At 74.5% G+C, this 21,748-nt stretch carries 20 protein-coding genes; 7 read left to right on the forward strand and 13 right to left on the reverse strand.

Annotated features, from left to right (window positions below; genetic code table 11):
• The first annotated feature begins 128 nt into the window (after positions 1-128).
• From DQ392_RS07160 to DQ392_RS07180, 5 genes are all read left to right on the forward strand, one after another.
• Complete coding sequence (locus DQ392_RS07160; protein ID WP_114014649.1) at positions 129-1,199, forward strand: enoyl-CoA hydratase/isomerase family protein; 1,071 nt, start codon at positions 129-131, stop codon at positions 1,197-1,199.
• Positions 1,200-1,327: 128 nt separating this feature from the next.
• On the forward strand, positions 1,328-4,087 hold the full coding sequence (lanKC, locus tag DQ392_RS07165; RefSeq protein ID WP_114014650.1) for a class III lanthionine synthetase LanKC: 2,760 nt from the start codon (positions 1,328-1,330) through the stop codon (positions 4,085-4,087).
• Between the two features lie 36 nt (positions 4,088-4,123).
• Entirely contained in the window at positions 4,124-4,246 is a 123-nt protein-coding gene (locus tag DQ392_RS07170; protein WP_114014651.1) for a SapB/AmfS family lanthipeptide, read from the forward strand.
• Between the two features lie 4 nt (positions 4,247-4,250).
• Positions 4,251-6,185, forward strand: coding sequence for an ABC transporter ATP-binding protein (locus DQ392_RS07175; RefSeq protein WP_114014652.1), 1,935 nt, complete (start codon positions 4,251-4,253; stop codon positions 6,183-6,185).
• The gene (locus DQ392_RS07180; RefSeq protein WP_114014653.1) at positions 6,178-8,160 is read left to right on the forward strand and encodes an ATP-binding cassette domain-containing protein; all 1,983 of its coding nucleotides are present in this window, start codon (positions 6,178-6,180) and stop codon (positions 8,158-8,160) included. The genes DQ392_RS07175 and DQ392_RS07180 overlap by 8 nt, the downstream gene beginning before the upstream one ends.
• Positions 8,161-8,341: 181 nt before the next feature.
• Here the strand turns inward: DQ392_RS07180 and DQ392_RS07185 are convergent, their stop codons facing one another.
• The 7 genes from DQ392_RS07185 to DQ392_RS34335 all read right to left on the reverse strand — a co-directional run bounded on the left by DQ392_RS07185 (position 8,342) and on the right by DQ392_RS34335 (position 13,054).
• A complete protein-coding gene (locus DQ392_RS07185; RefSeq protein ID WP_181856316.1) occupies positions 8,342-8,968 on the reverse strand; it encodes a response regulator transcription factor in 627 nt (208 codons plus the stop codon).
• A 201-nt stretch (positions 8,969-9,169) separates the two neighbouring features.
• On the reverse strand, positions 9,170-11,023 hold the full coding sequence (locus DQ392_RS07190) for a complex I subunit 5 family protein (RefSeq protein WP_114014654.1): 1,854 nt from the start codon (positions 11,021-11,023) through the stop codon (positions 9,170-9,172).
• A complete protein-coding gene (locus DQ392_RS07195; protein WP_114014655.1) occupies positions 11,020-11,367 on the reverse strand; it encodes a sodium:proton antiporter in 348 nt (115 codons plus the stop codon). The genes DQ392_RS07190 and DQ392_RS07195 overlap by 4 nt, the downstream gene beginning before the upstream one ends.
• On the reverse strand, positions 11,364-12,158 hold the full coding sequence (locus DQ392_RS07200) for an MnhB domain-containing protein (protein ID WP_114014656.1): 795 nt from the start codon (positions 12,156-12,158) through the stop codon (positions 11,364-11,366). The genes DQ392_RS07195 and DQ392_RS07200 overlap by 4 nt, the downstream gene beginning before the upstream one ends.
• On the reverse strand, positions 12,155-12,424 hold the full coding sequence (locus DQ392_RS07205) for a Na(+)/H(+) antiporter subunit B (RefSeq protein WP_027738242.1): 270 nt from the start codon (positions 12,422-12,424) through the stop codon (positions 12,155-12,157). Before DQ392_RS07205 ends, DQ392_RS07200 begins: the two co-directional genes overlap by 4 nt.
• Positions 12,417-12,881 (reverse strand): monovalent cation/H+ antiporter complex subunit F, encoded by a 465-nt coding sequence (locus DQ392_RS07210; protein ID WP_114014657.1) that lies wholly within the window; start codon positions 12,879-12,881, stop codon positions 12,417-12,419. Before DQ392_RS07210 ends, DQ392_RS07205 begins: the two co-directional genes overlap by 8 nt.
• A complete protein-coding gene (locus DQ392_RS34335) occupies positions 12,878-13,054 on the reverse strand; it encodes a hypothetical protein (protein WP_181856317.1) in 177 nt (58 codons plus the stop codon). Before DQ392_RS34335 ends, DQ392_RS07210 begins: the two co-directional genes overlap by 4 nt.
• A gap of 223 nt (positions 13,055-13,277) precedes the next feature.
• On the opposite strand from DQ392_RS34335, the gene DQ392_RS07215 reads away from it, so the two are divergent.
• Positions 13,278-14,675 carry a cytochrome P450 gene (locus tag DQ392_RS07215; protein WP_114014658.1) on the forward strand — a complete coding sequence of 466 codons (1,398 nt, stop codon included), beginning with the start codon at positions 13,278-13,280 and terminating at the stop codon, positions 14,673-14,675.
• A 112-nt stretch (positions 14,676-14,787) separates the two neighbouring features.
• On the opposite strand, the gene DQ392_RS07220 is transcribed toward DQ392_RS07215, so the two are convergent.
• The 6 genes from DQ392_RS07220 to DQ392_RS07245 all read right to left on the reverse strand — a co-directional run bounded on the left by DQ392_RS07220 (position 14,788) and on the right by DQ392_RS07245 (position 20,193).
• Complete coding sequence (locus tag DQ392_RS07220) at positions 14,788-15,420, reverse strand: hypothetical protein (RefSeq protein ID WP_114014659.1); 633 nt, start codon at positions 15,418-15,420, stop codon at positions 14,788-14,790.
• A 91-nt stretch (positions 15,421-15,511) separates the two neighbouring features.
• Positions 15,512-16,186, reverse strand: coding sequence for an HAD family hydrolase (locus DQ392_RS07225; RefSeq protein WP_114014660.1), 675 nt, complete (start codon positions 16,184-16,186; stop codon positions 15,512-15,514).
• Positions 16,187-16,216: 30 nt separating this feature from the next.
• Positions 16,217-17,707 carry an aminotransferase class I/II-fold pyridoxal phosphate-dependent enzyme gene (locus DQ392_RS07230; protein WP_114014661.1) on the reverse strand — a complete coding sequence of 497 codons (1,491 nt, stop codon included), beginning with the start codon at positions 17,705-17,707 and terminating at the stop codon, positions 16,217-16,219.
• Between the two features lie 70 nt (positions 17,708-17,777).
• A complete protein-coding gene (gene ligD, locus DQ392_RS07235; protein WP_114014759.1) occupies positions 17,778-18,809 on the reverse strand; it encodes a non-homologous end-joining DNA ligase in 1,032 nt (343 codons plus the stop codon).
• Positions 18,806-19,423, reverse strand: coding sequence for a DNA polymerase ligase N-terminal domain-containing protein (locus DQ392_RS07240; RefSeq protein WP_114014662.1), 618 nt, complete (start codon positions 19,421-19,423; stop codon positions 18,806-18,808). The genes ligD and DQ392_RS07240 overlap by 4 nt, the downstream gene beginning before the upstream one ends.
• 218 nt (positions 19,424-19,641) lie before the next feature.
• Positions 19,642-20,193: a hypothetical protein gene (locus DQ392_RS07245; RefSeq protein WP_245981235.1), complete on the reverse strand. Its 552-nt coding sequence runs from the start codon at positions 20,191-20,193 to the stop codon at positions 19,642-19,644.
• A 321-nt stretch (positions 20,194-20,514) separates the two neighbouring features.
• Here DQ392_RS07245 and DQ392_RS35775 point away from each other — a divergent pair, with 321 nt between their 5' ends.
• Positions 20,515-21,675: an NUDIX domain-containing protein gene (locus DQ392_RS35775; protein ID WP_114014663.1), complete on the forward strand. Its 1,161-nt coding sequence runs from the start codon at positions 20,515-20,517 to the stop codon at positions 21,673-21,675.
• Positions 21,676-21,748 lie beyond the last annotated feature (73 nt).

Here is a 21,748-nt window from a genome sequence, read left to right on the forward strand (position 1 = left end):
CTAGGCGGGGCCGGGCGCGCCCCTCCCGGGGCGCCGCGCCGCACACCCGTGCCGAGGGGGCCGACATGCCACGTACGGTGGCCCGCGAGAGCGTCCACCGTCGTCGCGTGCGAAGGAGCCCCGCGTCCATGTCCGAGACCGAACCGCCCGTACTCGCCCGCAAGGACGGCCGCGTCGGGCGCCTGCTGCTCAACCGGCCGCACGCGCTCAACTCCCTCAACCTGGAGATGATCCGGCGCGTCGCCGAGGCACTCGACGCCTGGGAGCACGACCCGGAGGTGGCGGCCGTCGTCCTCGGCGGAGCGGGCGAGCGCGGCCTGTGCGCGGGCGCGGACATCCGGGCCATCCACGACGACGTACGCCGCGGCGGCGGCGCCGACTCGGCGCGGTTCTGGGCCGAGGAGTACCGGCTCAACGCGCGTATCGCCCGCTACCCCAAGCCGTATGTCGCCCTCATGGACGGCGTGGTCATGGGCGGCGGTGTGGGCCTGTCGGCGCACGGCGGGGTGCGGGTCGTCACGGAGCGGGCGAAGGTCGCCATGCCGGAGACGACCATCGGGTTCGTGCCGGACGTGGGTGGAACCTGGTTGCTGTCGCGGGCGCCGGGCGAGGTGGGCACGCATCTGGCGCTGACGGCCGGCGCGGTGGGCGCGGGCGACGCGCTGCTGTGCGGGCTCGCCGATCACTTCGTGCCCGCCGACCGGCTGGCCTCTTTCGCCACGGCGCTCGCCCGGGCCACACCCGGCCAGGCCCTGGAGGAGTTCGCCGAGCCCGCGCCCGAGGCGGCTCTGGCGGCGCACCGGGCGTGGATCGATCCCTGCTACCGCGCGGACGACGTGGCGGAAATCCTGCACCGCCTGCGCGGCAGCGGCACGACGGCCGCCAAGGAGGCGGCCGTGGCCATCGAGGGCAAGTCGCCCACCTCGTTGAAGGTCACGCTCGCCGCACTGCGCCGCGCCCGGGCGCTCTCCTCGCTGGAGGAGGCGCTCGACCAGGAGTACCGCACCTCCGTGGCGGCGCTGTCCTCACCCGACCTGACCGAGGGGGTGCGGGCTCAGATCATCGACAAGGACCGCAGGCCGCGCTGGTCGCCCGGCACGCTGGACGAGGTCGGCGAGGCGGAGGTCGCCCGGCACTTCGCGGCCGCACCGGGTGGCGACCTGGGGCTCGGCGCTTCCGGGCCCGGCGTCGGAAACTGACGACTTCGGTGGGGAATTGTGCGTGGGTTACCCGTGCGTTCCTCACGGCGTATTCATGACAGAACTGACTACCCCTTTCCCCTCCCCGTGCTGCACGCTTGGTCCGTGCTTCCCAGGGGAGGGGAACGATGGACAAGCGTTACGAGATATTCTGTCTCGCGGACCGGCATTTCTATGACACGCCAGAACGCTTGTCGGATTCCGCGCCCCGCGAGGGAGACACCGGCGGCGATTCGGGAGCGTTCACCGTCTCGCGCCGCCCCGTTCCCGCGGGCTGGCGCAGCACACGGTCGGGTGACTGGCTGGAGCTGCGGCCGCTGACCGGCACGTTCCCGCTCCAGGGCTGGAAGATCCACGCGTCGGCCACCTTGTGGAACGCGGACGAGATCGGCGGCGCCGTGTGGGACTACTGCGTTCCGCGGAACATTCCTTTCAAATTCGTCCCGCACCGCACGCTGCTCTATCTGCGCAACGCGAAATACGCCGGGCGCGGCACCAGCGGGAAATTCGCCACCCTCTATCCCGCCGACGAAACCCAGCTCGAAATGGTGGTGCGGGAGTTGGGTGAGGAACTGCACGGAAGACCGGGCCCCTACATTCTCACCGACCTGCGCTGGCGCCAGGGCCCGTTGTACGTGCGCTACGGCGGATTCGCCCCCCGGTTCTGCGTCGACCCGCACGGCCGGCTCGTCCCCGCGGTGGAGGACGCGCACGGCAACCTGATACCCGACCGCAAGGACCCCGCGTTCCGGGTGCCGGATGGTGTGGAGCTGCCCGCCTTCCTCCGTCCCGAGCTGGCGGCCCGCGCCTCGGCGACCGTCGCGGAACTGCCGTACCGCATCGACAAGGCGCTGCACTTCTCCAACGGCGGCGGCGTCTACGGCGGCACCGACACCCGTGACGGCAGCCGGGTCGTCCTCAAGGAGGCCAGGCCGCACGCCGGGCTCGCCGCCGACGGCGCCGACGCTCTCGCGCGTCTCCAGCGCGAGAAGGAGGCACTCGACCAGCTCGCCGGGCTGCCGGTGGTACCGGCCCTGCTCGACTGGCTGGAGGTGGACGGGCACAGGTTCCTGGTGATGGAGGAGGTGCCGGGTGAGCCCCTCAACTCCTTCTTCGCCAAGCGGCACCCGCTGCTGAGCGCCGACCCGGATCCCGAGGCGGTGTCCCGCCACACCGCGTGGGCGCTGCGCGTCCACCAACTGGTCGCCGAGGCCGTGGAGGCGGTGCACGCGCGCGGCATCGTCTTCAACGACCTGCACATGTTCAACATCATGCTGGCGCCCGACGAACAGACGGTGACGCTGCTGGACTTCGAGGCGGCGGCGCGCGCCGAGGACGATCCGCGGCAGATCGTCGCCCACCCCGGCTTCATCGCCCCCGCCGACCGCAGCCGCTACGACATCGACCGCTACGCGCTGGCCTGTCTCGCGCTCGCCCTGTTCCTGCCGATGACGACGCTGCTGGCGATCGACCGGGGCAAGGCCCGGCACCTGGCGCGGATCGCCGCCGAGCAGTTCCCGGGCATCCCCGAGGACTTCCTGGCCGAAGCGGTCGCCACCATCGAGGGAACGGACTCCCCCGTGGCGGAGGGAGACGAACGCACGGACAGCGGGGCACTGGCCGCCTCCCGGCCCCTCACCTCCGTGGCGGCTCTCGTTCCGGCCGTCGGCGTGCCCGGTGGCCCCGGCGCCTGGCCCGCCGCGCGCGAGGCGATGGTCGAGGCCGTGCTCGCCTCCGCCACGCCAGGCCGTGACGACCGCCTGTTCCCCGGCGACATCGCCCAGTTCGGCGACGGCGGCGGCCTGGGTCTCGCGTACGGCGCCGCCGGGGTGCTGCACGCGCTCGCCGAGACGGAGGCCGGGCACTGGTACGAGGGTGAGGAGTGGCTGCTGCGGCACACCGATCCCCCGCCGCGCGGCACTCCGCTGGGCCTCTACGACGGGCTGCCGGGGGTGGCGCTCGTCCTGGCACGTGCGGGACACACCAAGCGGGCGCTGGAACTGACCGAGCGGGTGCTGGAGGAGAAGTGGCAGCGGCTGGGCAGCTCCCTGTTCGGCGGTCTCGCCGGGCTGGGCCTCGCGTTCGGCCGGCTCGCCGAGCAGACCGGCGAGGACGGCCTGCACACCTCCGCCGCCGAGGCCGCGCGGCTGCTCGCCCAGCGGCTGGACGAGCCGGACGACGGCCGGCCAGGAGCAGACAGGGCCGGGCTGCTGCACGGTGCGACCGGCGCGGCACTGCTCTTCCTGCGGCTGTACGAGCGGCACGGCGAACCCGCGCTGCTCGACCTGGCCGAGCGGGCGCTCGCCCGGGACCTGGCGCGCTGCGTGCAGGACAGCGCGGGGACCTGGCAGGTGGACGAGGGGCGCCGCACCATGCCGTATCTGGGCGCGGGCAGCGTGGGCATCGCCATGGTCCTGGACGACTTCCTCTCGCACCGCCCCGGGCACACCGCGTTCGCCCGGGCCCGCGCGGGCATTCTGCCCGCCGCCCGGATGCGGTACTACGCACAGCCGGGGCTCTTCCAGGGGCGCGCGGGCATGCTGCTGCACCTGAGCAGGACCGCGACCCCCCAGGTCACCGACGGCGACCGTAGGGCCCAACTCGCGGGGCTCGGCTGGTACGGCATGGCGTACGCGGGCGGACTCGCCTTCCCCGGCGACCAGATGATGCGGCTGTCGATGGACCTGGCGACCGGTACGGCGGGCTGTCTGCTCGCGGTCGGTGCCGCCGCGGCCGTCCACGACGGCCGGACGCCGCCGAGCCTGCCGTTCCTCCCGCCCGTACCGGGCACCCCCAGCCCGCTGTCCGACGGCGTACACGCGCCCGGCGGCGGCCCACAGACCGGCCTTGGGGACGAAGGCCGTACCGAAGCACCACCGTCCCTGTAACACACACCGATCACCCGAATGGGAAGGAACACCACGATGGCACTTCTCGACCTGCAGACGCTGGAGCCCGAGGAGCGGACCGGCGGCGGCGACGACAGCAGCGCGAGCCTCCTCCTGTGCGACAAGCACAGCTCCCACAGCACGCTCCTGTGCCTGTGACCGGGTGACACACACACCCGGTGCTCCTGGGCGGGGCTCTGCCCCCGCCCAGGAGCACTTCCCTGCCCGCGGGCCGCGGGCCTCACGGCGGCAGCCCGCGCCCGCCCAACGCTCCGGCGGCCCGAACGCCCCGGCCGACCGGCTGCTGCTCACCGAGGGGCGCCGTCACCGGTGGCGCACAGCGACCCTCTTCGTGTGCGCGACCGCGGCGGCAGGCGCCTCGCTGGCGCTGCCCGCCGCGCTCGGGCACACGCTCGACCTGCTGCTGACCGGGGCCGGGACCGGAGCCGGCACGGGCCAGGGCACGGGGAGCACGGGCACGGAGAGCACCGGCGTGGACGGCGCGACGGCGAGCGGCATGGGAATGAGCGGCACGGGCGTGGGCGGCTGGCTCGCGGTGTGTGCCGCGCTCACCTGCGCGCTGATCGTGCTGGACGCCGCCGAGACGGTCCTGACCGGCACTCTCAACTCCCGTACGACCGCGCGGCTGCGCTCCAGGATCGCCGGGCACCTGCTGGCCGTCTCCCCGCTGCGGGCCAGCCGCTTCTCCTCCGGGGACCTGGTGACCCGCTGCACGGGCAACGCCGCGCACGCGGGCACGGGCCCCGCCGGTGCCGCCTCGGCGCTGGCGGCGCTGGTCACCCCGGTGGGCGGTCTCGTCGCGCTGGCCCTGCTCGACCTGCGGCTCGCCGCCGTCTTCGCCGCCGGGACACCGCTGCTCGTGCTGTTGCTGCGGGCGTTCTCCCGGACGTCCACGGCGTGTGTCACCCGCTACCAGGAAGCGCAGGCGCGGATCGCTGGACGGCTCGTGGAGGCGCTGGCGGGGGCCCGCACCATCGCGGCGGCGGGCATCGAGCGGCAAGAACGCGCCCGCGTGCTGGAGCCGTTGGCCGACCTGTCCGAGCACGGGCACCGCACGTGGCGCGTCCAGGGGCGGGCCACGGCGCAGGCGGCGGTGCTGGTGCCGCTCCTCCAGATCGCCGTGGTCGCGGTCGGCGGGCTGCTGGTCGGCGAGGGGGAGCTGAGCGTGGGCGGGCTGGTCGCCGCCACGCGGTACGCGGCGCTCGCGGCGGGCGTGGGCACGCTCGTCGGACAGCTCAACGCACTGGTACGCAGCCGCACGGCCGCCCTGCGACTGGCTCAGGTGCTGGCCGTTCCTCCCCTGCGCGAGGGGCACCGCGCGCTGCCGGAGGCGACCGCCAGGTCCGGAGGGGGCCGGCTGGAGTTGCGCGGTGTGCACGCCTCGTACGGTGACGAGCCGGTGCTGCGGGACGTGGACCTGGTGGTGCCCGCCGGGGCCACCGTGGCCGTGGTCGGCCGCTCGGGATCGGGCAAGTCACTGCTGGCGGCGGTCGCGGGGCGGCTCGCCGAGCCGGAGGCCGGACGGGTGCTGCTGGACGGCGTCGACCTGGCCGACCTGACCTCCGCGCAGCTGCGGCGCGCCGTCGGTTTCGCGTTCGAGCGTCCCGTGCTCTTCGGCGCGACGGTGGGCGAGGCCATCGCGGCGGGCGTCCCCGCCGGACACGGGCCGCCCGGGGCGCGGGTGGCCCACGCGGCGGCCATGGCCTGCGCCGACGACTTCGTCCGCACCCTCCCGCACGGCTACGACACCCCGCGGGAACAGGCGCCGTTGTCCGGCGGTGAGGTGCAACGCGTCGGCCTGGCACGCGCGTTCGCGCAGGACACCCGTGTGCTGATCCTGGACGACGCCACCTCCAGCCTGGACACCGTGACGGAACTGAGGGTGACGCGGGCGCTGACGAGCGCGGGCGAGGGGGCGCACACCCGGCTGGTCGTCGCGCACCGGGCCTCGACGGCCGCCCGAGCTGACCTGACCGCGTGGCTGGAGGGTGGCCGAATCCGTGCGGTCGCCCCGCACCAGCACTTGTGGAAAACGCCCGCCTACCGGGCGCTGTTCGGGAGCGGGGCCGATGAGTGACCCGTGGGACAGCCCCGTGGCGCCGCTGTCCGCACGCCGTGGACGGCACCGCCGCGACCCGGCACCGGTGCGCGCCGGACTGGTGCGAGCGGGACTGCGCTTCCTGCGGCGCCGCCCGGGAGCGCTGTGGGCGCTGGCGGGCTGGTCGGTGCTGGAGGCGGCCCACACCTTCGCGCTGGGCTTCGCACTGGCCCGCGCCCTGGACGCGGGTTTCCTCGCGGGACGCCCGGCCACCGGACTGTGGTGGCTGGCCGCCGCGGGGCTCGGGCTGCTGGTGGGAGCGCTGGGTACGGCGCGCGTCTACCGCCAGGTGGCCGCGCTGGCCGAGCCGCTGCGCGACACGCTGGTACACCGTGTGGTGGAACGTGGCCTGTGCGAGGCGGTCTCGGCCACGGTCGCACCGGGTCGCGGAAGCGGCGACGCCGGTACCTCGTCCGTCTCCCGGCTCACGCACCAGGTCGAGATCGCCCGGGACAGCTTCGCCGGCGTCGTCATGGTCTCCCGCTCCTTCGCCGTCACCCTGGCCGGGACGCTCGCGGGCCTGGCGGCGCTGGCGCCTCCGCTGCTGCTCGTCGTCCTGCCGCCGCTGGCCGCGGGGCTGGCCGTCTTCGCGGTGACGCTGCGCCCACTGGCCCGGCGGCAGCGGGACTTCCTGGTGGCCGACGAGGAGCTGGCCACCGAGGCGGGATCGGTGGTGCGCGCGCTGCGGGACGTGGCCGCCTGCGGCGCGCGGCAGACGGTGCGAGGGGCGCTGCGCCGACGTGTCGACGCCGAACGACGCGCCGCCGACGCGCTCGCGTACTGGGGAATCGCCCGGGCGGTGGCGCTGGGGCTGGGCGGGCGGCTGCCTCTCGTACTGCTGCTGGCGCTGGCCCCTTGGCTGCTGCGCCACGGAGTGAGCGCCGGGGAACTGGCGGGCGCGCTCACCTACCTGACTCAGGCTCTGCTGCCCGCACTGCAAGGTCTGGTGCACGGGCTGGGCGGCGCGGGGGCACGGCTCGCCGTGGTGATCGGCCGCCTGCGCCAGGGGACGGTAGACCCCGCGGCGGCGGGCCCCGCGGCGCCCACAGCGTCGGCACAGGCGCCCGCGCCGGCGGAGCACGGTGCGCTCACGGGCCCCGGTGGTACGGCTCGCCCGCCGCGCGGCACGCCGGCGGGGCGCAGCCCCTCGCGGGTACCGGCCCCGCGTGGCTTCGGCGGAGCGCCGCCCGCGCTGGCGCTGCGCGACGTCTCCTTCGCGTACGGTCCGGCGGCGCGGCCGGTGCTGTGCGGGCTCGACCTGGAGGTGCCGGCGGGAGGTCACCTGGCGGTCGTCGGCCCCAGCGGCGCGGGGAAGTCCACCCTCGCGCTGCTGGCCGCGGGGCTGTTGCGGCCCTCGCACGGGGAGGTGCGGCTGTCCGCCCGTACGGCGTCAGCGACCGCCGACGGCGTACTGCCCGTGGAGCAGCGCGTGTTGATCCCGCAGGAGTCCTACGTCTTCACCGGAAGTGTGCGGGAGAACCTGTCGTGCCTGCTGCCGGCGCACTGCCCGCCGCCGGACGCGGCGCTCTCGTCGGCCGTGGAAGCGGTGGGCGCCCAGGCGCTGGTCCGGCGGCTCGGTGGCCTGGCCGGGCACGTGGAGGCGGCGGCGCTCTCCGCCGGGGAGCGGCAGCAGGTGGCGCTGGCACGTGCCTACCTCTCTCCCGCGCCGCTGGCCGTTTTGGACGAGGCGGGCAGCCACTTGGACCCGGCCGCCGAGGAGCGCGCCGAGTCGGCGTTCGCCCAGCGCGGAGGCACGCTGGTGGTGATCGCGCACCGGATCAGTTCGGCGCTGCGGGCCGACCGGGTGCTGGTGCTGGACGGCCCCCGCACCCGCTGCGGCACCCACCGTGAACTCCTGGCGTGTTCTCCGCTCTACCGCGATCTGACCGCGGGCTGGGCCCCGCACCCGCTCGCCGCCGAGCGCCAGACCGCGGGTGAGGGGCGCACGGGGTAGGGCGGGGCGGCGGCGGGCGCGCGGGCCGGCGGCGAGCGGGCTCCGTACGGCCGGCGGGAGCGCCACGGATTCACACGCGCGGGGCGGCAGCGCCCCGCGGCGGGCCGGGCCGTCGGCCGGGGCCAGGGGCGCTGTCTCGAACCTCATGCGCGGCGGCCGGCCGGGGGCGCTCCGGCGCGGGTCAGAGCCAGCCCGCGCCCTGGGAGATGCGGATGGCGTCCACGCGGTTGCGGGCGCCGGTCTTGCGGGTGATGGCGGACATGTAGTTGCGCACGGTACCGGCCGACAGTCCCAGTCGGCGCGCTATCTCGGTGATGCCGGCCCCCTCGGCCGCGGCCGACAAGACGGTCAGTTCGCGGGCGCTGAGCGGCACTTCGGAGGCGCGCAGCACCGTGCCGGCCAGCGCGTTGTCGACGAAACGTTCCCCCGCGGCGACCCGTCTGATGCCCGCCACCAGCTGTTCGGGCAGTGCGTCCTTGCACACGAAGCCGCGCGCTCCCGCGTCCAGTGCCCGGCGCAGAGCTCCGGGGCAGTGCTGGCTGACGAGCACCAGCAGGCGGCGCGGCGCGTCTGGAGCGGAGCCCGGGGGGTCCTGCGGTGCGCGGGCCGGGCCGGCGAGTTCGTGGAGCGGCAGGCGTCCCGTCACGTCGGCGTCCGCGACGCACACGTCGGCCCTCAGCGCGCGCGCCGACCGTGTCGCCTCCTTTCCCGACACGGCTTCGATCTCCATGTCGGGTTCCGATCCGACCAGAGCCGCCAGCCCGCATCTGAGGATGCGCACATCGTGTACCAGCAATACCCGGATCACTCTGAGTCCCCCCTAAGTACCTGATAGCCGCATGACAGGCGCAGCTCCATACATACAAGCTCATCGCAGGGGAGAGACGAGGAGTTTTGGCCACACATCGAGACCGCGCGTACGCAGTGTGTTATGGGGGCGCGCGAAGGGGCGCACGTACGAACCCTCACCACCGGCGGGGTGTCCGCCCGTGCGCCCCGTCGGGACGGCTCACCACACCAGCGCGGCCAACAGGGTCAGCCCCGCGACCACGCAGGCGACGTAGTCGCCGACATGGCCGGAGTGCAGCCGCCGCAGCGGCAGCGACCAGCGGGGCCGCACGCCGCTGGGCACGGTCCGCAGAGCCGCCCAGGCCCCGCAGGCGGCGAGCACGGTCGAGAGCAGGCCCAGCGTGACACCCGCCGGTGACCAGTGCGGCGCCGGTGAGTGCGTCAGGTGCTGCCCGGTGGAGTACAGGACCGCCATGGCGTAGCCGCTGTGGTCGGTGAAGCTGTCGGCGGCCCGGCTGACGGCGGACCACAGCGGCGGCACGCAGCCGACCGCCAGCCCCGCGGCGAGCAGCGCGGCGGCGGCGACGACCATGGTGTCCGGCGCCCTGGTCACCCTCTCCCGGGTCTCCTCCGGCTCGTCGGCGCCGGTGGTCTCCGCGTCCTCGTGCTGCTCCTCGCCGCCCGCACGGTGACGTCCTGCGGCGTGCGGGCGGTCCTCCTCGGCGGGCGGGGAGCCGAGCCCGAAGAAGACGCCGCCCGCGACGCGCAGCACCGCCCCGCCGGTGGCGGCGGAGACGGCGACGAACAGCACGGTCAACCACCCGCCCGCCGCCTCCTCCGAGAGGGCCTTGCCGAGCCCGGTGCCGAACGGCGGGAGCCCGGCGAGGGCCAGGCCGCCGACGGTGAACAGCACGCCCACAGGGCGCAGCCGGACGCCCCGGCCGTGCAGTTCCTGTTCGTCGACGTTCCCGAACCTGTCCACCAGGATGCCCGCGCACGCGAACAGCGCGGCCTTGATGCCGGCGTGCCCGAGGACGTACAGCGCGGTGCCCGCGACGGCTTCGGGCGTGAGGACGGCCAGTGTGACGAGGAAGAGCCCGGTGTGCGCGATGGTGGAGAAGGCCAGCAGCCGTTTGACGTGCCGTTGCAGCCAGCACAGCAGTGCGCCCGTGACGGCCGTCAGCACGCCCAGCGCCAGCAGCGCGCGGTGCACCGCCGCCTCGGGCAGCGCGCCGCTGCCCGCGAAGACGGTCCAGTACAGGCGTGCCACGCCGTAGACACCCAGCTGCACCATCGCGCCTGACAGCAGCATGCACACCGGGGTGGGTGCCACGGTGTGCGCGTCCGGCAGCCAGAAGTGGAAGGGCACGGCGGCCGCCTTGACGAGAAAGCCCGTGGCCACCAGGACGAACGCCGCCTTCACCAGCGTCCCCGAGCCGTCCGGGGCGGCGTCCAGGTGCGCGCCCAACTGGGCGAGGCCGAGCTCCCCGGTGTGGGCGTACAGCAGTCCTACGCCGAGCAGCAGGGAGTAGCCGCCCAGCGAGTTGAGGAAACCGAAGGTGAGGGCGCCCTGGACGGCGCGGGCCTCGTCGACGCGGTACCCGGTCAGGGCGTAGGCGACGACGCCCATCAGTTCGAAGAAGACGAAGGCGTTGAACAGGTCCCCGGTCAGGGTGAACCCGCACATCGCCGCCTGGAACGCCAGGATCAGCGCGGGGAAGGCGCCGGCCTGGTGCGGGGGCGGATCGTCGAAGAACCGCCACGAGTAGACGAGCACGGTCACCACGAGGACGGAGACGACGGCGGCCAAGCCGAGCCCGATGCCGTCACCGACCAGCACGATGCCCACGCCCGTCCCGTGCCGGGGCCGCCAGCCGCCCACCCACTCCACGGCCGCCGGACGGTGCGCGGTGGCGACCAGCACCCCGAGGGCGAGTGCGGAGGCGGCGCCGGCGACGACCGCGCCGAAGACGTCGGCGACGTACCGGGGCAGCCACCGCCCGGTGGCCACCAGCACGGCCGCTCCGAGCAGCGGCCCGGCGACCAGTACGGGCAGGAGCTGTGCTGCCGTCATCCGCGCAGCTCCCGCAGTTCGTCGGGGTCGACGGTGCCGTGGCGCTTGGAGACCTGTACGACCAGTGCCAGCAGCAGCGCCGTGAGGGTCGCGCCGACGACGACGTCGGTGAGGGTGAGGGCCTGCACCACCGGGTCGACGACGGGGCGCGAGCCCGGCCGGATGTCGGAGAAGACGGGCGCGGTACCGCCGCGCCGGTAGCCGACGGCCAGCAGCAGCACGTAGGTGGAGGCCTGGCAGACGGCGAGCGACCCCACGGCGTGGATGAGGTTCCTGCTGGTTGCCAGGCCGTAGCAGCCGGCCAGGAACAGCCACCCGGCGACCAGGTACGGCAGGATGCTCACGCTGCGCCCCCTTCGCCGCGGCGTCCGTCCCCGTCCCCCACGCTTCCGGCCCCCTGCTCACCGTCTTCGGACTCGATCACGATGGCCTGGTCGAGGAACTGTGCCAGCAGCACCACGACGGCGGCGGCGACCTCGAGCCCGATGGCCGCGTTGAGGACGGGCACGGTGCCGCCGGAGGAGAGCGTGCCCAGGGTGCCGTAGGGCAGGACGTTCTCCAGAAAGGACGCCCCGGTCATCAGGACGCCCAGGCCGAGGAGGGGGTAGCCGGCCTCCCCGGCCGCGTCGGCGAGCGTGAACAGGGGCACGGAGCGGACCCGTTGGAGCGCGCGGTAGTCGACGGCGATGTAGAGCAGGTGCAGCGCGGTCGCCGCCACGACGCCGCCCTGGAAGCCGCCACCCGGGCTGACCTGGCCGTGGGCGACGACGTAGAGCCCGGTCAGCAGCGTCACCGGCAGGACGGCCAGCGCGTAGCGGCGCAGCGGTGCGGGCACCCGCGCCGGTTCGGGCTCCACGCGGCGCTCGTCGCGGGTGGTCCGCAGGATGACGACGGTGCCGAGGACCGCGCCGAAGAGAATGGCCTGCTCGCCCATCGTGTCGAAGGCCCGCTGGTCGAAGTTGATGGAGGCGATCACGTTGGAGGTGTGCCGCCCGAGCGCGGTCTCGACCGCACGCTGTCCGTACGGGTGCCAGGAGCCGCCGAAGCCGGGCAGCTTCCGGAACGCGGCCACCAGCATCGCGGCCAGCCCGAGGAGCCCGACGGCCAGCACCACCATGCGCACGCGCAGGCTCATTCGTGCTCCTCCCGCCGTTCGCTGCGGGCTTTGCGCCGCACCTTCCGTACCGACAGCAGCACCATCAGCGGGGTGAGGGCGGTGCCGACGGCGAGTTGTGAGAGAGCCACGTCCGGCGCCTGGAGCACCGCGAACAGCAGGGCGAGCGCCAGTCCGAGCCCCGCGAGGGCGAACACCTGACGCACCGGGTCGCGGGTCAGCACGGTGGCCGTCCCGGCGACGGTCACCAGCAGCAGCGCCAGCACGATCGGCAGGTCGTCAGCCATGGGAGCCGTCCCCTCCGGGCGGGGTCGTCAGCGCCCGGGTGCACAGGGCGCTGCCCGCCACCAGCAGCCCCGCGATGAACAGCAGTTTCAGCGTGGTCCTGCCGGGCGTGGCCGCGACACAGACCGGTACGACCACCACGGGTACGGGCGCCACGCTGAGCACGGTCATCGTCCGGGTGACCCGGCGGGACGGACGGTCGGCTCGCAGCTCCTCCCCCAGCAGCCGTTCGTAGATCAGCGTGCCGACCGGGCCGAGCACGGCCAGGACCAGTGCCATGTCCGTGTAGGAGGACCGCGCCCAGCCCTGGGAGAGGAGCAGCAGAGCGAGAGCGGCAAGCACGGTGGCCAGGTTCTGCGCCAGTACACGGCGCCGGACGGAGCCCGTGCACATGGCGAGCAGCGTGGGCAGGAAGCCGACGAGGAGCAGCGCGCAGGCCGCGGCGAGCCAGCCGTTCATCGCCGCACCGCCGCTCTGCGGGCGGCCCGCCCCCCGTACGCGGCGAACAGGGCGGCACTCGCGCCGACACCACACTCCAGGGTGTCGACCGACTGGATGAGGACCAGCCAGAGCCCGGTCAGCACCACCCACCAGGCGGCCACCTCCGCGGCCGCCGCGAGCCGACGCACCATCAGGCCGTCTCCCCTCGACGGACGATGCCCACCCGGGCCGGACGGGTCAGTGGATACCACCACGCGCGCGGCGTGAAACGGGCCGCGCGGGCGCCGTACGGACCGCCCCGCGCGTCGTTTCGGCCGGTGCTCCGGGGGTACCGCGACGCTCTTGGAACCATCCCGGCACGACGCACCCGAGAGCCGTCGGAGCGTCCGGCGAGCGAAGCGAGTGGAGTGACAGATGCGACTGACCGAGGCCGCCACCACGACCCCGGAGACCCCGCCCAAGCCCGCCGACCGGGCGCTGCCGTCGCTGGGTGCCCGCGAGACGGCCGGTGTGGTGGGCGACGTGCTGCTGCCGGTGCTGGCGGGCGGGGTGATCATGCGCAGGCCCTCGGCGATGTCGCTGGTGGAACGCACCGGTTGGGACCGGCGCGGGGTGCGGCGGATGCGCGCCCTGCGGGACCGGCACGGAACGGGGCCGCTGCCGCTGACGGTGCGGGGACGTGCGTACGCGATGGTGCTGGATCCGGGTGACGCGGAACGGGTCCTGGCGCAGACCCCCGAGCCGTTCAGTCCGGCGACGCTGGAGAAGCGCGGCTCCCTGGCGCAGTTCCAGCCGCACGGCGTGCTCATCTCAGGGGGGCGCGAGCACGCCGAGCGACGGGAGTTCGTCGAGCAGGTGCTGGAGACGCCCCAGCCGCTGCACGACCTGGCGGGGCCGTTGACCGGCGTCATCCGGGAGGAGGCGGCGCAACTGCTGGCCCAGGGCGAGCGGTCGGGCGAACTGCGCTGGGAGGACTTCGACGCCGCCTGGTGGCGGACGGTGCGCCGGATCGTGCTGGGCGACACCGCCCGGGACGACACGACCCTCACGGCGCAGCTGGGCACACTGCGCTCGGCGGCGAACTGGTCGCTGGCGGGGCCGCGCCGCAAACGGCTGCGCAGCGCCTTCCTCGCCCGTGTGCGCTCCTACGTGGCCCACGCGGAGCCCGGCAGTCTCGCCGAGCGGGTCGCCGGCACCCCGGCTGCGACGGGTACCGACCGGGCGGGCCAGATCCCGCACTGGCTGTTCGCCTACGACGCGGCGGGTATGGCGGCGGCCCGGGCGCTGGCGCTGCTGGCCACCCACCCGGAGGCGGCCGCACACGCCCGCGCGGAGGCGCGCGACGGCCAGGTGACGGCCCCTCGCCGGCTGCCGTACCTGCGCGGCTGCGCCCTGGAGTCGGTGCGGCTGTGGCCGACGACGCCGCTGATCCTGCGCGAGAGCACCGCCGAGACCTCATGGGCGGGCGGCACGCTGCCCGCGGGCACCGTTTTCGCGCTGTACACGCCTTATCTGCACCGTGCCGAGCCGGCCGGCGCCGCGGGTGACAGCTTCGCGCCGCGGCAGTGGACGCAGGAGACCGGGCATCGGGCCCGGTCCAACCCGGCGCTCGTCCCGTTCAGTTCGGGTCCGGCGGGCTGCCCCGGGGAGAACCTGGTGCTCTTCACCGTCAGCACCCTGCTGGCCGCCCTGCTGGAGGAGCACCAGTTCGGCCTGGCTTCCCACGCCCAGCTGCGGTCCGCCGCTCCGGTGCCCGCCACACTCGACCACTTCGCGCTCCGCTTCCGGGTGGATCCGCTGCACGCGGAGTGAGCCCCGGGCGGACGCGCGCCCAGAGGCCGGGCGGATGTGACGAGCGAGGGGGACGGGCGGCAAACGGGAGGGGCGGGACCGCAACAGTCCCGCCCCTCCCGTTCGCCGTCGCTCACACCTCGTCCTCGTCCCTGGTGCGCAGGGCGTCCTCCTCCGCGGACAGGCCGCTCTCACCCGCGATCAGGCCGCCCTCGCCGGTTTCCTGGCCGTAGACGTCCTGCCGGCGGGGCGGAGTGGGCTCGGGGTCGGTACGCAGCAGCCCGGACGCCTCGTCGGGCGGCCCGGAGACGGCCTCCCGCTCGGAGACCTCGGGCTCCTCCTCGTCGAGCCGCTCGTCCAGGGACTCGCCCTCGCGGATCTCGGCGGGGGTGGGCGCGGAGCGGGTGACGGCCGTGGGCTCGTCGCCGGGCACCGACTCCTTCTGCGGGTCGCTGGCCCGCTGCTGCTCGGGAGTGCCGTCCTGGAGATCCGGGATGCCCTGCTCCTCCGGGGCGACGCCCGGGTCGGCCGGCTCGGCGTGCTCCTCGTCCGCCTCCGCCTCCGGCGTCAGGAACGAGGTGTCGAAGCCGCCGGTGTCCCGGCCGGGGCCACGGGGTGGCGGGTCGGACTCCACGGGCGGGTTCCACGCCCCGCGGTCGGCCCGGTCGCCCGGCAGCCGGCCTTCCTGGGGCCCCTCGCCCATCTCGGCGGCGTCCTCCGTGCTGACACCCTCTTCCGCCGGGATGTCCCTGCCGTCTCCGGTCATGGTCGCCTCCTTACGTCCGGCCCTCCGGGTACCCGTCCACCCTCCCGGCTACGCGGGGCGCGTCGCAGGTCAGCAAGGGCTCGCAGAGGGGTCAGGTCTCCCGCTCCAGCCGGGCGTACGCGCTCTCCTCCAGCTGGGTGAGCAGGTCCGCCGGGCCCTCGTAGATCTCCTGGGCACCCGCCTCCTCCAGGTCGGCACGCGGGATGCCGCCCGAGAGGACACCGAGTGCGGTCACCCCCGCGCGGGAGGCGGCGTGCATGTCCCACACGGAGTCACCGATGAACACGGTCTGCTCCTGTGCGGCACCCGTGCGTTCCCTGGCCTGGTCGACGGAGTCCGGGGCCGGTTTGCCCCGCTCGACGTCGGAGGCGCTGGCGATGTGGGCGATGAGGTCGTCCACGTCCAGGGCCCGGCGCATCGCCGCCAGCTCGCCGCCCACCGCCGAGGTGACGAGCACGAGCTGCCAGCCCCTCTCGTACAGCGCGTGCAGCAGCTCGCGGGCGCCCTCCAGGGGACCGAGCCTCTCGTGGCAGGTCGCGAAGAGGGTCTTGTGGGCGGCGCTGATCATCTCGTCCTGGCCGCTGTCCCGCCCCTCCCCCAGCACGTGCGCGATCAGGTCTCGTGCGCCCAGGCCGATAGCCCGGTGCAGCGTGGCGGTCGGCACCTTGTGCCCCGCCTGGCGCAACGCCTCCCACCAGGCGTGGACGTGCAGATAGGTGGTGTCGGTGAGGGTGCCGTCGACGTCGAAGAGCGCGGCGCGGGGCATGGCGGCTCCTTGGGGAGGGAGAGGTGGCGGTCAGGGCAGGCCGGGGGCGGATGGCGGGCCGTCGGCGACCACGCGGACGGTGTTCAGGTCGGGCGCCGCCGCGTCGGGCAGGTTCATCCCGGCCTCCACACCGGTGCGCAGGTAGTCCAGGACCGTCCTGGTCAGCCGCTCCCCCGGCAGCGCGGTGGGGATACCCGGCGGATACGGGGTGATCATCTCGGCGGCGACGCGGCCCTCCGCCTCCTCCACCGGCACGTCCTCGTACGCGCCGAAGTAGGCGTCACGCGGCAGGCACGTCTGTTCCATCCGCAGGTCGGCGGGGCTGCGCAGGCACACGGTCGGCGCGTCGGGGAACTCGTCGGCCCGGGCGACCAGCTCGCCGACGGCGTCGAGCAGCGCTTCCGCGGTGTGCCGGTCGTCGGCGTGGGTCAGCTGCGTGTTGATCCGCCGGTGATCGCTGACGTGCACGTCGAGGTGCCGGTGCGCACGCAGCCAGTCGGCGGCCTGGTAGCCGGTGAACGGCAGCTGCGCGAGGTCGATGACGACCGGCAGCGGGTCCAGATCGGCCGCCAGGCCCTGGTCGACGAAGTCGGCCCTGTCGTTGACGTGGAGTCCGTCGATGGCCTCCAGACGCCGCCTGACGTCGGCGGCGAGGTCCAGCGCGTGGCCCAGCAGCCGGTCGCCATGCTGCACCATCTGGCGGCGCCAGCCGTCCAGACCGGCGTAGAGGAGCACGTTGGGGCTCGTGGTGCCCAGCAGGTCGGCGCGCTGGGCCAGCGTCAGCGGGTCGATGTGCGGGCCTTGCAGATGGAAGACGGAACCCTGCTCCAGGCCGCTGCCCATCTTGTGGATGCTGGTCACGCACACGTCGGCGCCCGCGTCCATGGCCCAGGTCGGCAAGTCGCCGTGGAAGGGCAGATGGGCGCCCCACGCCTCGTCGACGATGAGCGGGCGGCCCCTGCGGTGGCAGACGTCGGCGAGGGCGCGCAGCCCTGCGCAGGTGCCGTACGGGGTGGGGCTGGTGACCAGGGCGCCGCGCGCGTCCGGGTGCTCCGCGAAGGCGGCCTCGAACGCCTCGGCGGGCGGCGCGTGCGCCAGCAGCCGTTCCTCGTCCCACTGCGGTTCCACCCAGACCGGGTGGATGCCCGAGAGTACGAGACCGGAGACGACGGACTTGTGGGCGTCCCTGCCGACCAGCAGTTTCTCGTGCGGTCCTGCGACCGTGAGCATCGCGGACTTCACCGACAGCGAGCTGCCGCAGGTGGAGAAGAAGGTGTGCTCGGCGCGCACCGCGTCCGCCATCAGCTGCTCGGCCTTCACCAGGACCGCGGCGCGGGTACGCCGGTCGTCCAGCCCTCCGGAGGCCAGGACGTCGCCGTGGAAGACGGCGTCGCCCAGTACTTCGCGAACGCGCGGGTCGGCGCCCCGCGCCTGCTTGTGCCCCGGGGGGCTGAACGGCAACTCCCCGGCCTCCCGGTAGCGGGCCAGTGCCTCCAGCACCGGTACGGCATCGTGATCCATGGCTCCCGTAGTGCCCGCACATGCCGGAGCGGAACCAGCCGTCCGTCGGCCTGGCACTGTCGCGGGGTGCTCAGGGCCGGGGCCCGCCCCGCTCGCGCGGTGTCTCGCGGACGACGTCCTCGGGCCTCTTGTCGTCGCGCAGGCCCAGGAAACGGGGGTGGCGCAGCATGCCGTCGCGGGTCCACTCGGTGAAGCCGATCTGCGCCACCAGGCGGGGCTCGACCCAGTGCGCGCCGCGCTCGCGGACCGGGTCGGCGAACGGGGAGCGACGCGCTAGAAGCTGGTCGAGGCCGCGCCGCAGGGTCAGCAGCGTCCTGCGGTCGTAGCCGGTGCCGACCTTGCCCGCGTAGCGCAGCGCGCCGTCCGCGTAGTAGCCGAGCAGCAGCGCCCCGAATCCCACCCGGCTCCCGGCCGGCTCGGTGAAACCGCCGATGACCAGCTCCTGACCGCCCGCACACTTGAGCTTGAGCCAGTCGGGGGACCTGCGGGGCTGGTAGCGGCCGTCCGCGCGCTTGGCGATCAGCCCCTCCCAGCCCTTGGCGCAGGCGTCGTCCAGCAGCTGTTGCCCGCCCTCGTTGCGGTGCGGTGTGAAGCGCAGCGGTGCCCGGAACTCCAGCGCGGCGCGCAGCAGCGACTTGCGGGTGCGCAGCGGGAGCCTGGTGAGGTCCATGCCGTCGAGCCGCAGCAGGTCGAAGACGTAGTAGGTGACGGCGACACCGCTGGCCCTGGCCTGCCGCTCGGTACTGAGCTGCATGCGCTGCTGGAGGCGGGCGAAGTCGGTGCGGCCGCCGGCGAAGGCGACGATCTCGCCGTCGACGGTGAAGTCGGCCCGGCTCTGTGCCGCCAGCGCCTCCACGATCTCGGGGTAGGTGGCGCTGACACGCCGCCCGCTGCGGGACAGCAGCCGCTCGCCGCCGTCCTCCCGGACGGCGAGCGCCCGCACGCCGTCGAGCTTGCGTTCGAAGACCCAGCCGCCTGCGGAGAAGTCGCGCCGGTCGCTGAGCTCGGCGCGCATCGGCTGCTCCGCCAGCCGCCCGCCCGACGGTGCCTTCCTGAGCAGCGCGCGCTGCTCGTGCGGCAGCGTGTCGAGCAGGCCGCTCACCGCCTGCCGCCCTCGCGGGTCCACCGCTCGGCCGGCTCCTCACGCACCTGCTTGAGGGTGCGGTCGCTCAGCGCGGAGCGGACCCGCCGGGGGTCCGGTGTGCCGCGCGCGGAGGCGTGGCTGTCGCTCTTCTTGACCAGCAGCCACGCCTCGCGCTCCCCGTCGTCGCCGCTCCGGAAGCGGGAGAGCGCCCAGTCGCCGCGCAGCTTGCCGCCGTGCATCCGGAAGGAGATGTGGCCCCTGGCCAACGCCTTGCCGAAGTCGCGGGACAGGGGCTCGTAGGTGCCCTGGTCCCAGACGATGACGGGGCCCGCGCCGTACTCGCCGCGCGGGATGACGCCCTCGAAGGTGCGGTAGTCCAGCGGATGGTCCTCGGTGGGCATGGCCAGCCGCTTGTCGTGCGGGTTCATGGACGGGCCCTTGGGTACCGACCAGGACTTGAGCACGCCGTCCCACTCCAGCCGGAAGTCGAAGTGCAGGCTCGTCGCGTCGTGGATCTGCACCACGTAGCGGGGCTCCTCGCCACCGTGCGCACGCTTGCCCTCGGGTTCCTCCGTGCGGTCGAACCGCCGCTTGCGCCGGTATGTCCTCAAGCCGTCGTCGTCGCCACTCACGCCCGGTCCTTCCCGGCCACCGCCGCAGCGGCCGTGGCCTTCTCGCACCTGCCGCGTTCCCCTCGTCGAGCGGACGACACCGCGCACCGCCCTCCGTACCGACACCGTTCCGGCGCCCGCCGTCCGCCGTACGACATCGCGCCGCCGCCCTCCCCACGACAGCGGTTCCGCCGCCGTCGGGACGGCACCGCGTGCCGCTCCGGTGGACCGGGCCGGCGTCAGTGGACGGGGCCGAGCTGGCTGGCCCAGGGGATCAGCGGATAGCTGAGCGGGGGCGGACACACGCCGCCGGGACCGATGACGTGGCTGCCGATCCGGCCACCGAGGTGGACCAGCCGTCCGTCGTCCTCCCTGAAGTGCACGGCGCCGTCCCCGCGCTGCACGGCGGCCACCGCTTCGGTCAGGAAGCCCAGTTCGCCGGTGTCACGGTCCGACCACTCGTACGCGCTCCACATGTACTGGTCCACCCACAGGGTGGCGACGTCCTCGAGATAGACGGCGATCATGGTCGAGGCACTGCCGGGGCCGACGAGGACGCAGAACTCGTCCGTGACGATCGGCGAGAGCGGGTAGCCGGGCACGGCCCTGGCGGCGTCGGTGAAGATCTGCACGACCGGGTGCACGGTGCGGGGCGCGGCGGCGCCGAGAGGGGAGGAGTCAGGATGCCGCCCGGGTACGGGGCTGCCAGGACGCACGTGGACGTGCGGAAGGCGCGCGGTCTGGTCGCACGGCCTCTCCTCACCCACGTGCTGGCTCAGCTGTTCACTCACCGTCGCGTCCCCTCGTTGTCGGGTCGTTCGGTCGGCCGTCTCCGCGGGTTCGCCGGTTCCGCAGGACCGCGGGACCGCCGTTCGGCGCGGTTTCACCGTCCTCGACGGTATGCCCGATATGTCAGACCGGCAGCCTGGAGCGTGCGAGCCGGTGACACCGGACGGCTCGTCCGCGCACAGGCGACCGGCCGCCCGGTGCGAGATCGGCCGCGTTCCGCCACGCGGCCGGGCGTACCCCCGCGGGCGGGAGCCGAGTTGAACCGGAGGGGGAGGCGCGCGGGTGACCGCACGCCGTCGGCACCGGACACGAGGAGGCCCCGTATGACATCGACGCCCCGCACACCCGCCGCCCCGGCGCCTGGCGAAGACCGCGCCGTCCCAAAGCCCCGCGGAGCCGAGGCGGCGCGTCCCGCGACGGTGCCCGAGGCGGGCCAGGCGCCCGGCCCGGACGCGGAGCTGGCCGCCTATCTCGCCTCGCACCCCTCCCCCGCCGCCGCGGTGGACGCGGTCATCAGGGACGAGCGGGGACGGCTGCTGGTCGTCGACCCCGTCTACAAGGCGGGCTGGGACCTGCCCGGCGGCATGGTGGACGACGAAGGTCTGGTGGACGGCCTGGAAAGGGAGCTGCGCGAGGAGCTGTGCCCGGCCGGGCTCCGCATCGGCCGCCTGCTGGCCGTCGACAACGTGCCCGCCACCGCGTACGGCAGGGCGCTGACCGCCTGCGTCTACGCCGTCCACCTGCCGCACCCGGTGGCCGCCGAGGACCTGCGGCTCCAGCGGGACGAACTGCGCGCCGCCGAGTTCGTCCCCGAGCGGGAGGCGCTGGCCCGGCTCCCCGAAAGGCTGCGGCGGCGTACGGCTGCCGCCCTGGCCGCCGAGCGCGGAGCCGCGACGGCCCACCTGGCGGACGGGCACCCGGCGCCCCTGGACGAACGGGACCGCAGGGCGCTGCTGCCGGGCCCCGCCGTCGCGGCGGCGGCTCTGGTGACGGACCGGAGCGGCCGGATCCTGGTGGTCGGGCGCACGGGAGCGGAAACCGGAACGGGCGCGGACACGGGAACGGAAACCGGCACCGGCACCGGCACCGGCACGTGCACCGGACGGCAGGAAGCAGAGGAAGGGTGGGAAAGGTGGGTGGACGGCCCGGGGTCCGGGTCCCCGTACCGGCTGCCGGGCACGCTCGTGACGGCCGCCGAGACGCCCGAAGAGGGTGCGGCCCGGGCGTTGGCGCGGCACGCGGGAGAGGGCGGGCACACGGTCGGCCGGCTGCTGGCCGTCGACAGCGCGCGCTGCCCCTCGGGCGGCCGCGCCCTGGTGGCGCACCTCTTCGCGGCCCGAACGGCGGAGGAACCGCGCCCGTCCACGGCGCGGTGGCTTACACCGGACGAGGCCGTGGCGGCGGTACCCGCGCACGAGGCCAGGCTGCTGTCGGCCGCCCTCGCACCCGGCGCGCCCGCCCGGGCCTCCCTCCTGGAAAGCTGACCTCTTCCCCGAGGAGTTGAGCCGTCCGGCGTAGGTACCTCGCGGACCGCCCGCGAAATGATCGCGCCGGAAG

The sequence above is a fragment of the Streptomyces reniochalinae genome (assembly GCF_003323735.1).
GTDB lineage: Bacteria > Actinomycetota > Actinomycetes > Streptomycetales > Streptomycetaceae > Streptomyces > Streptomyces reniochalinae.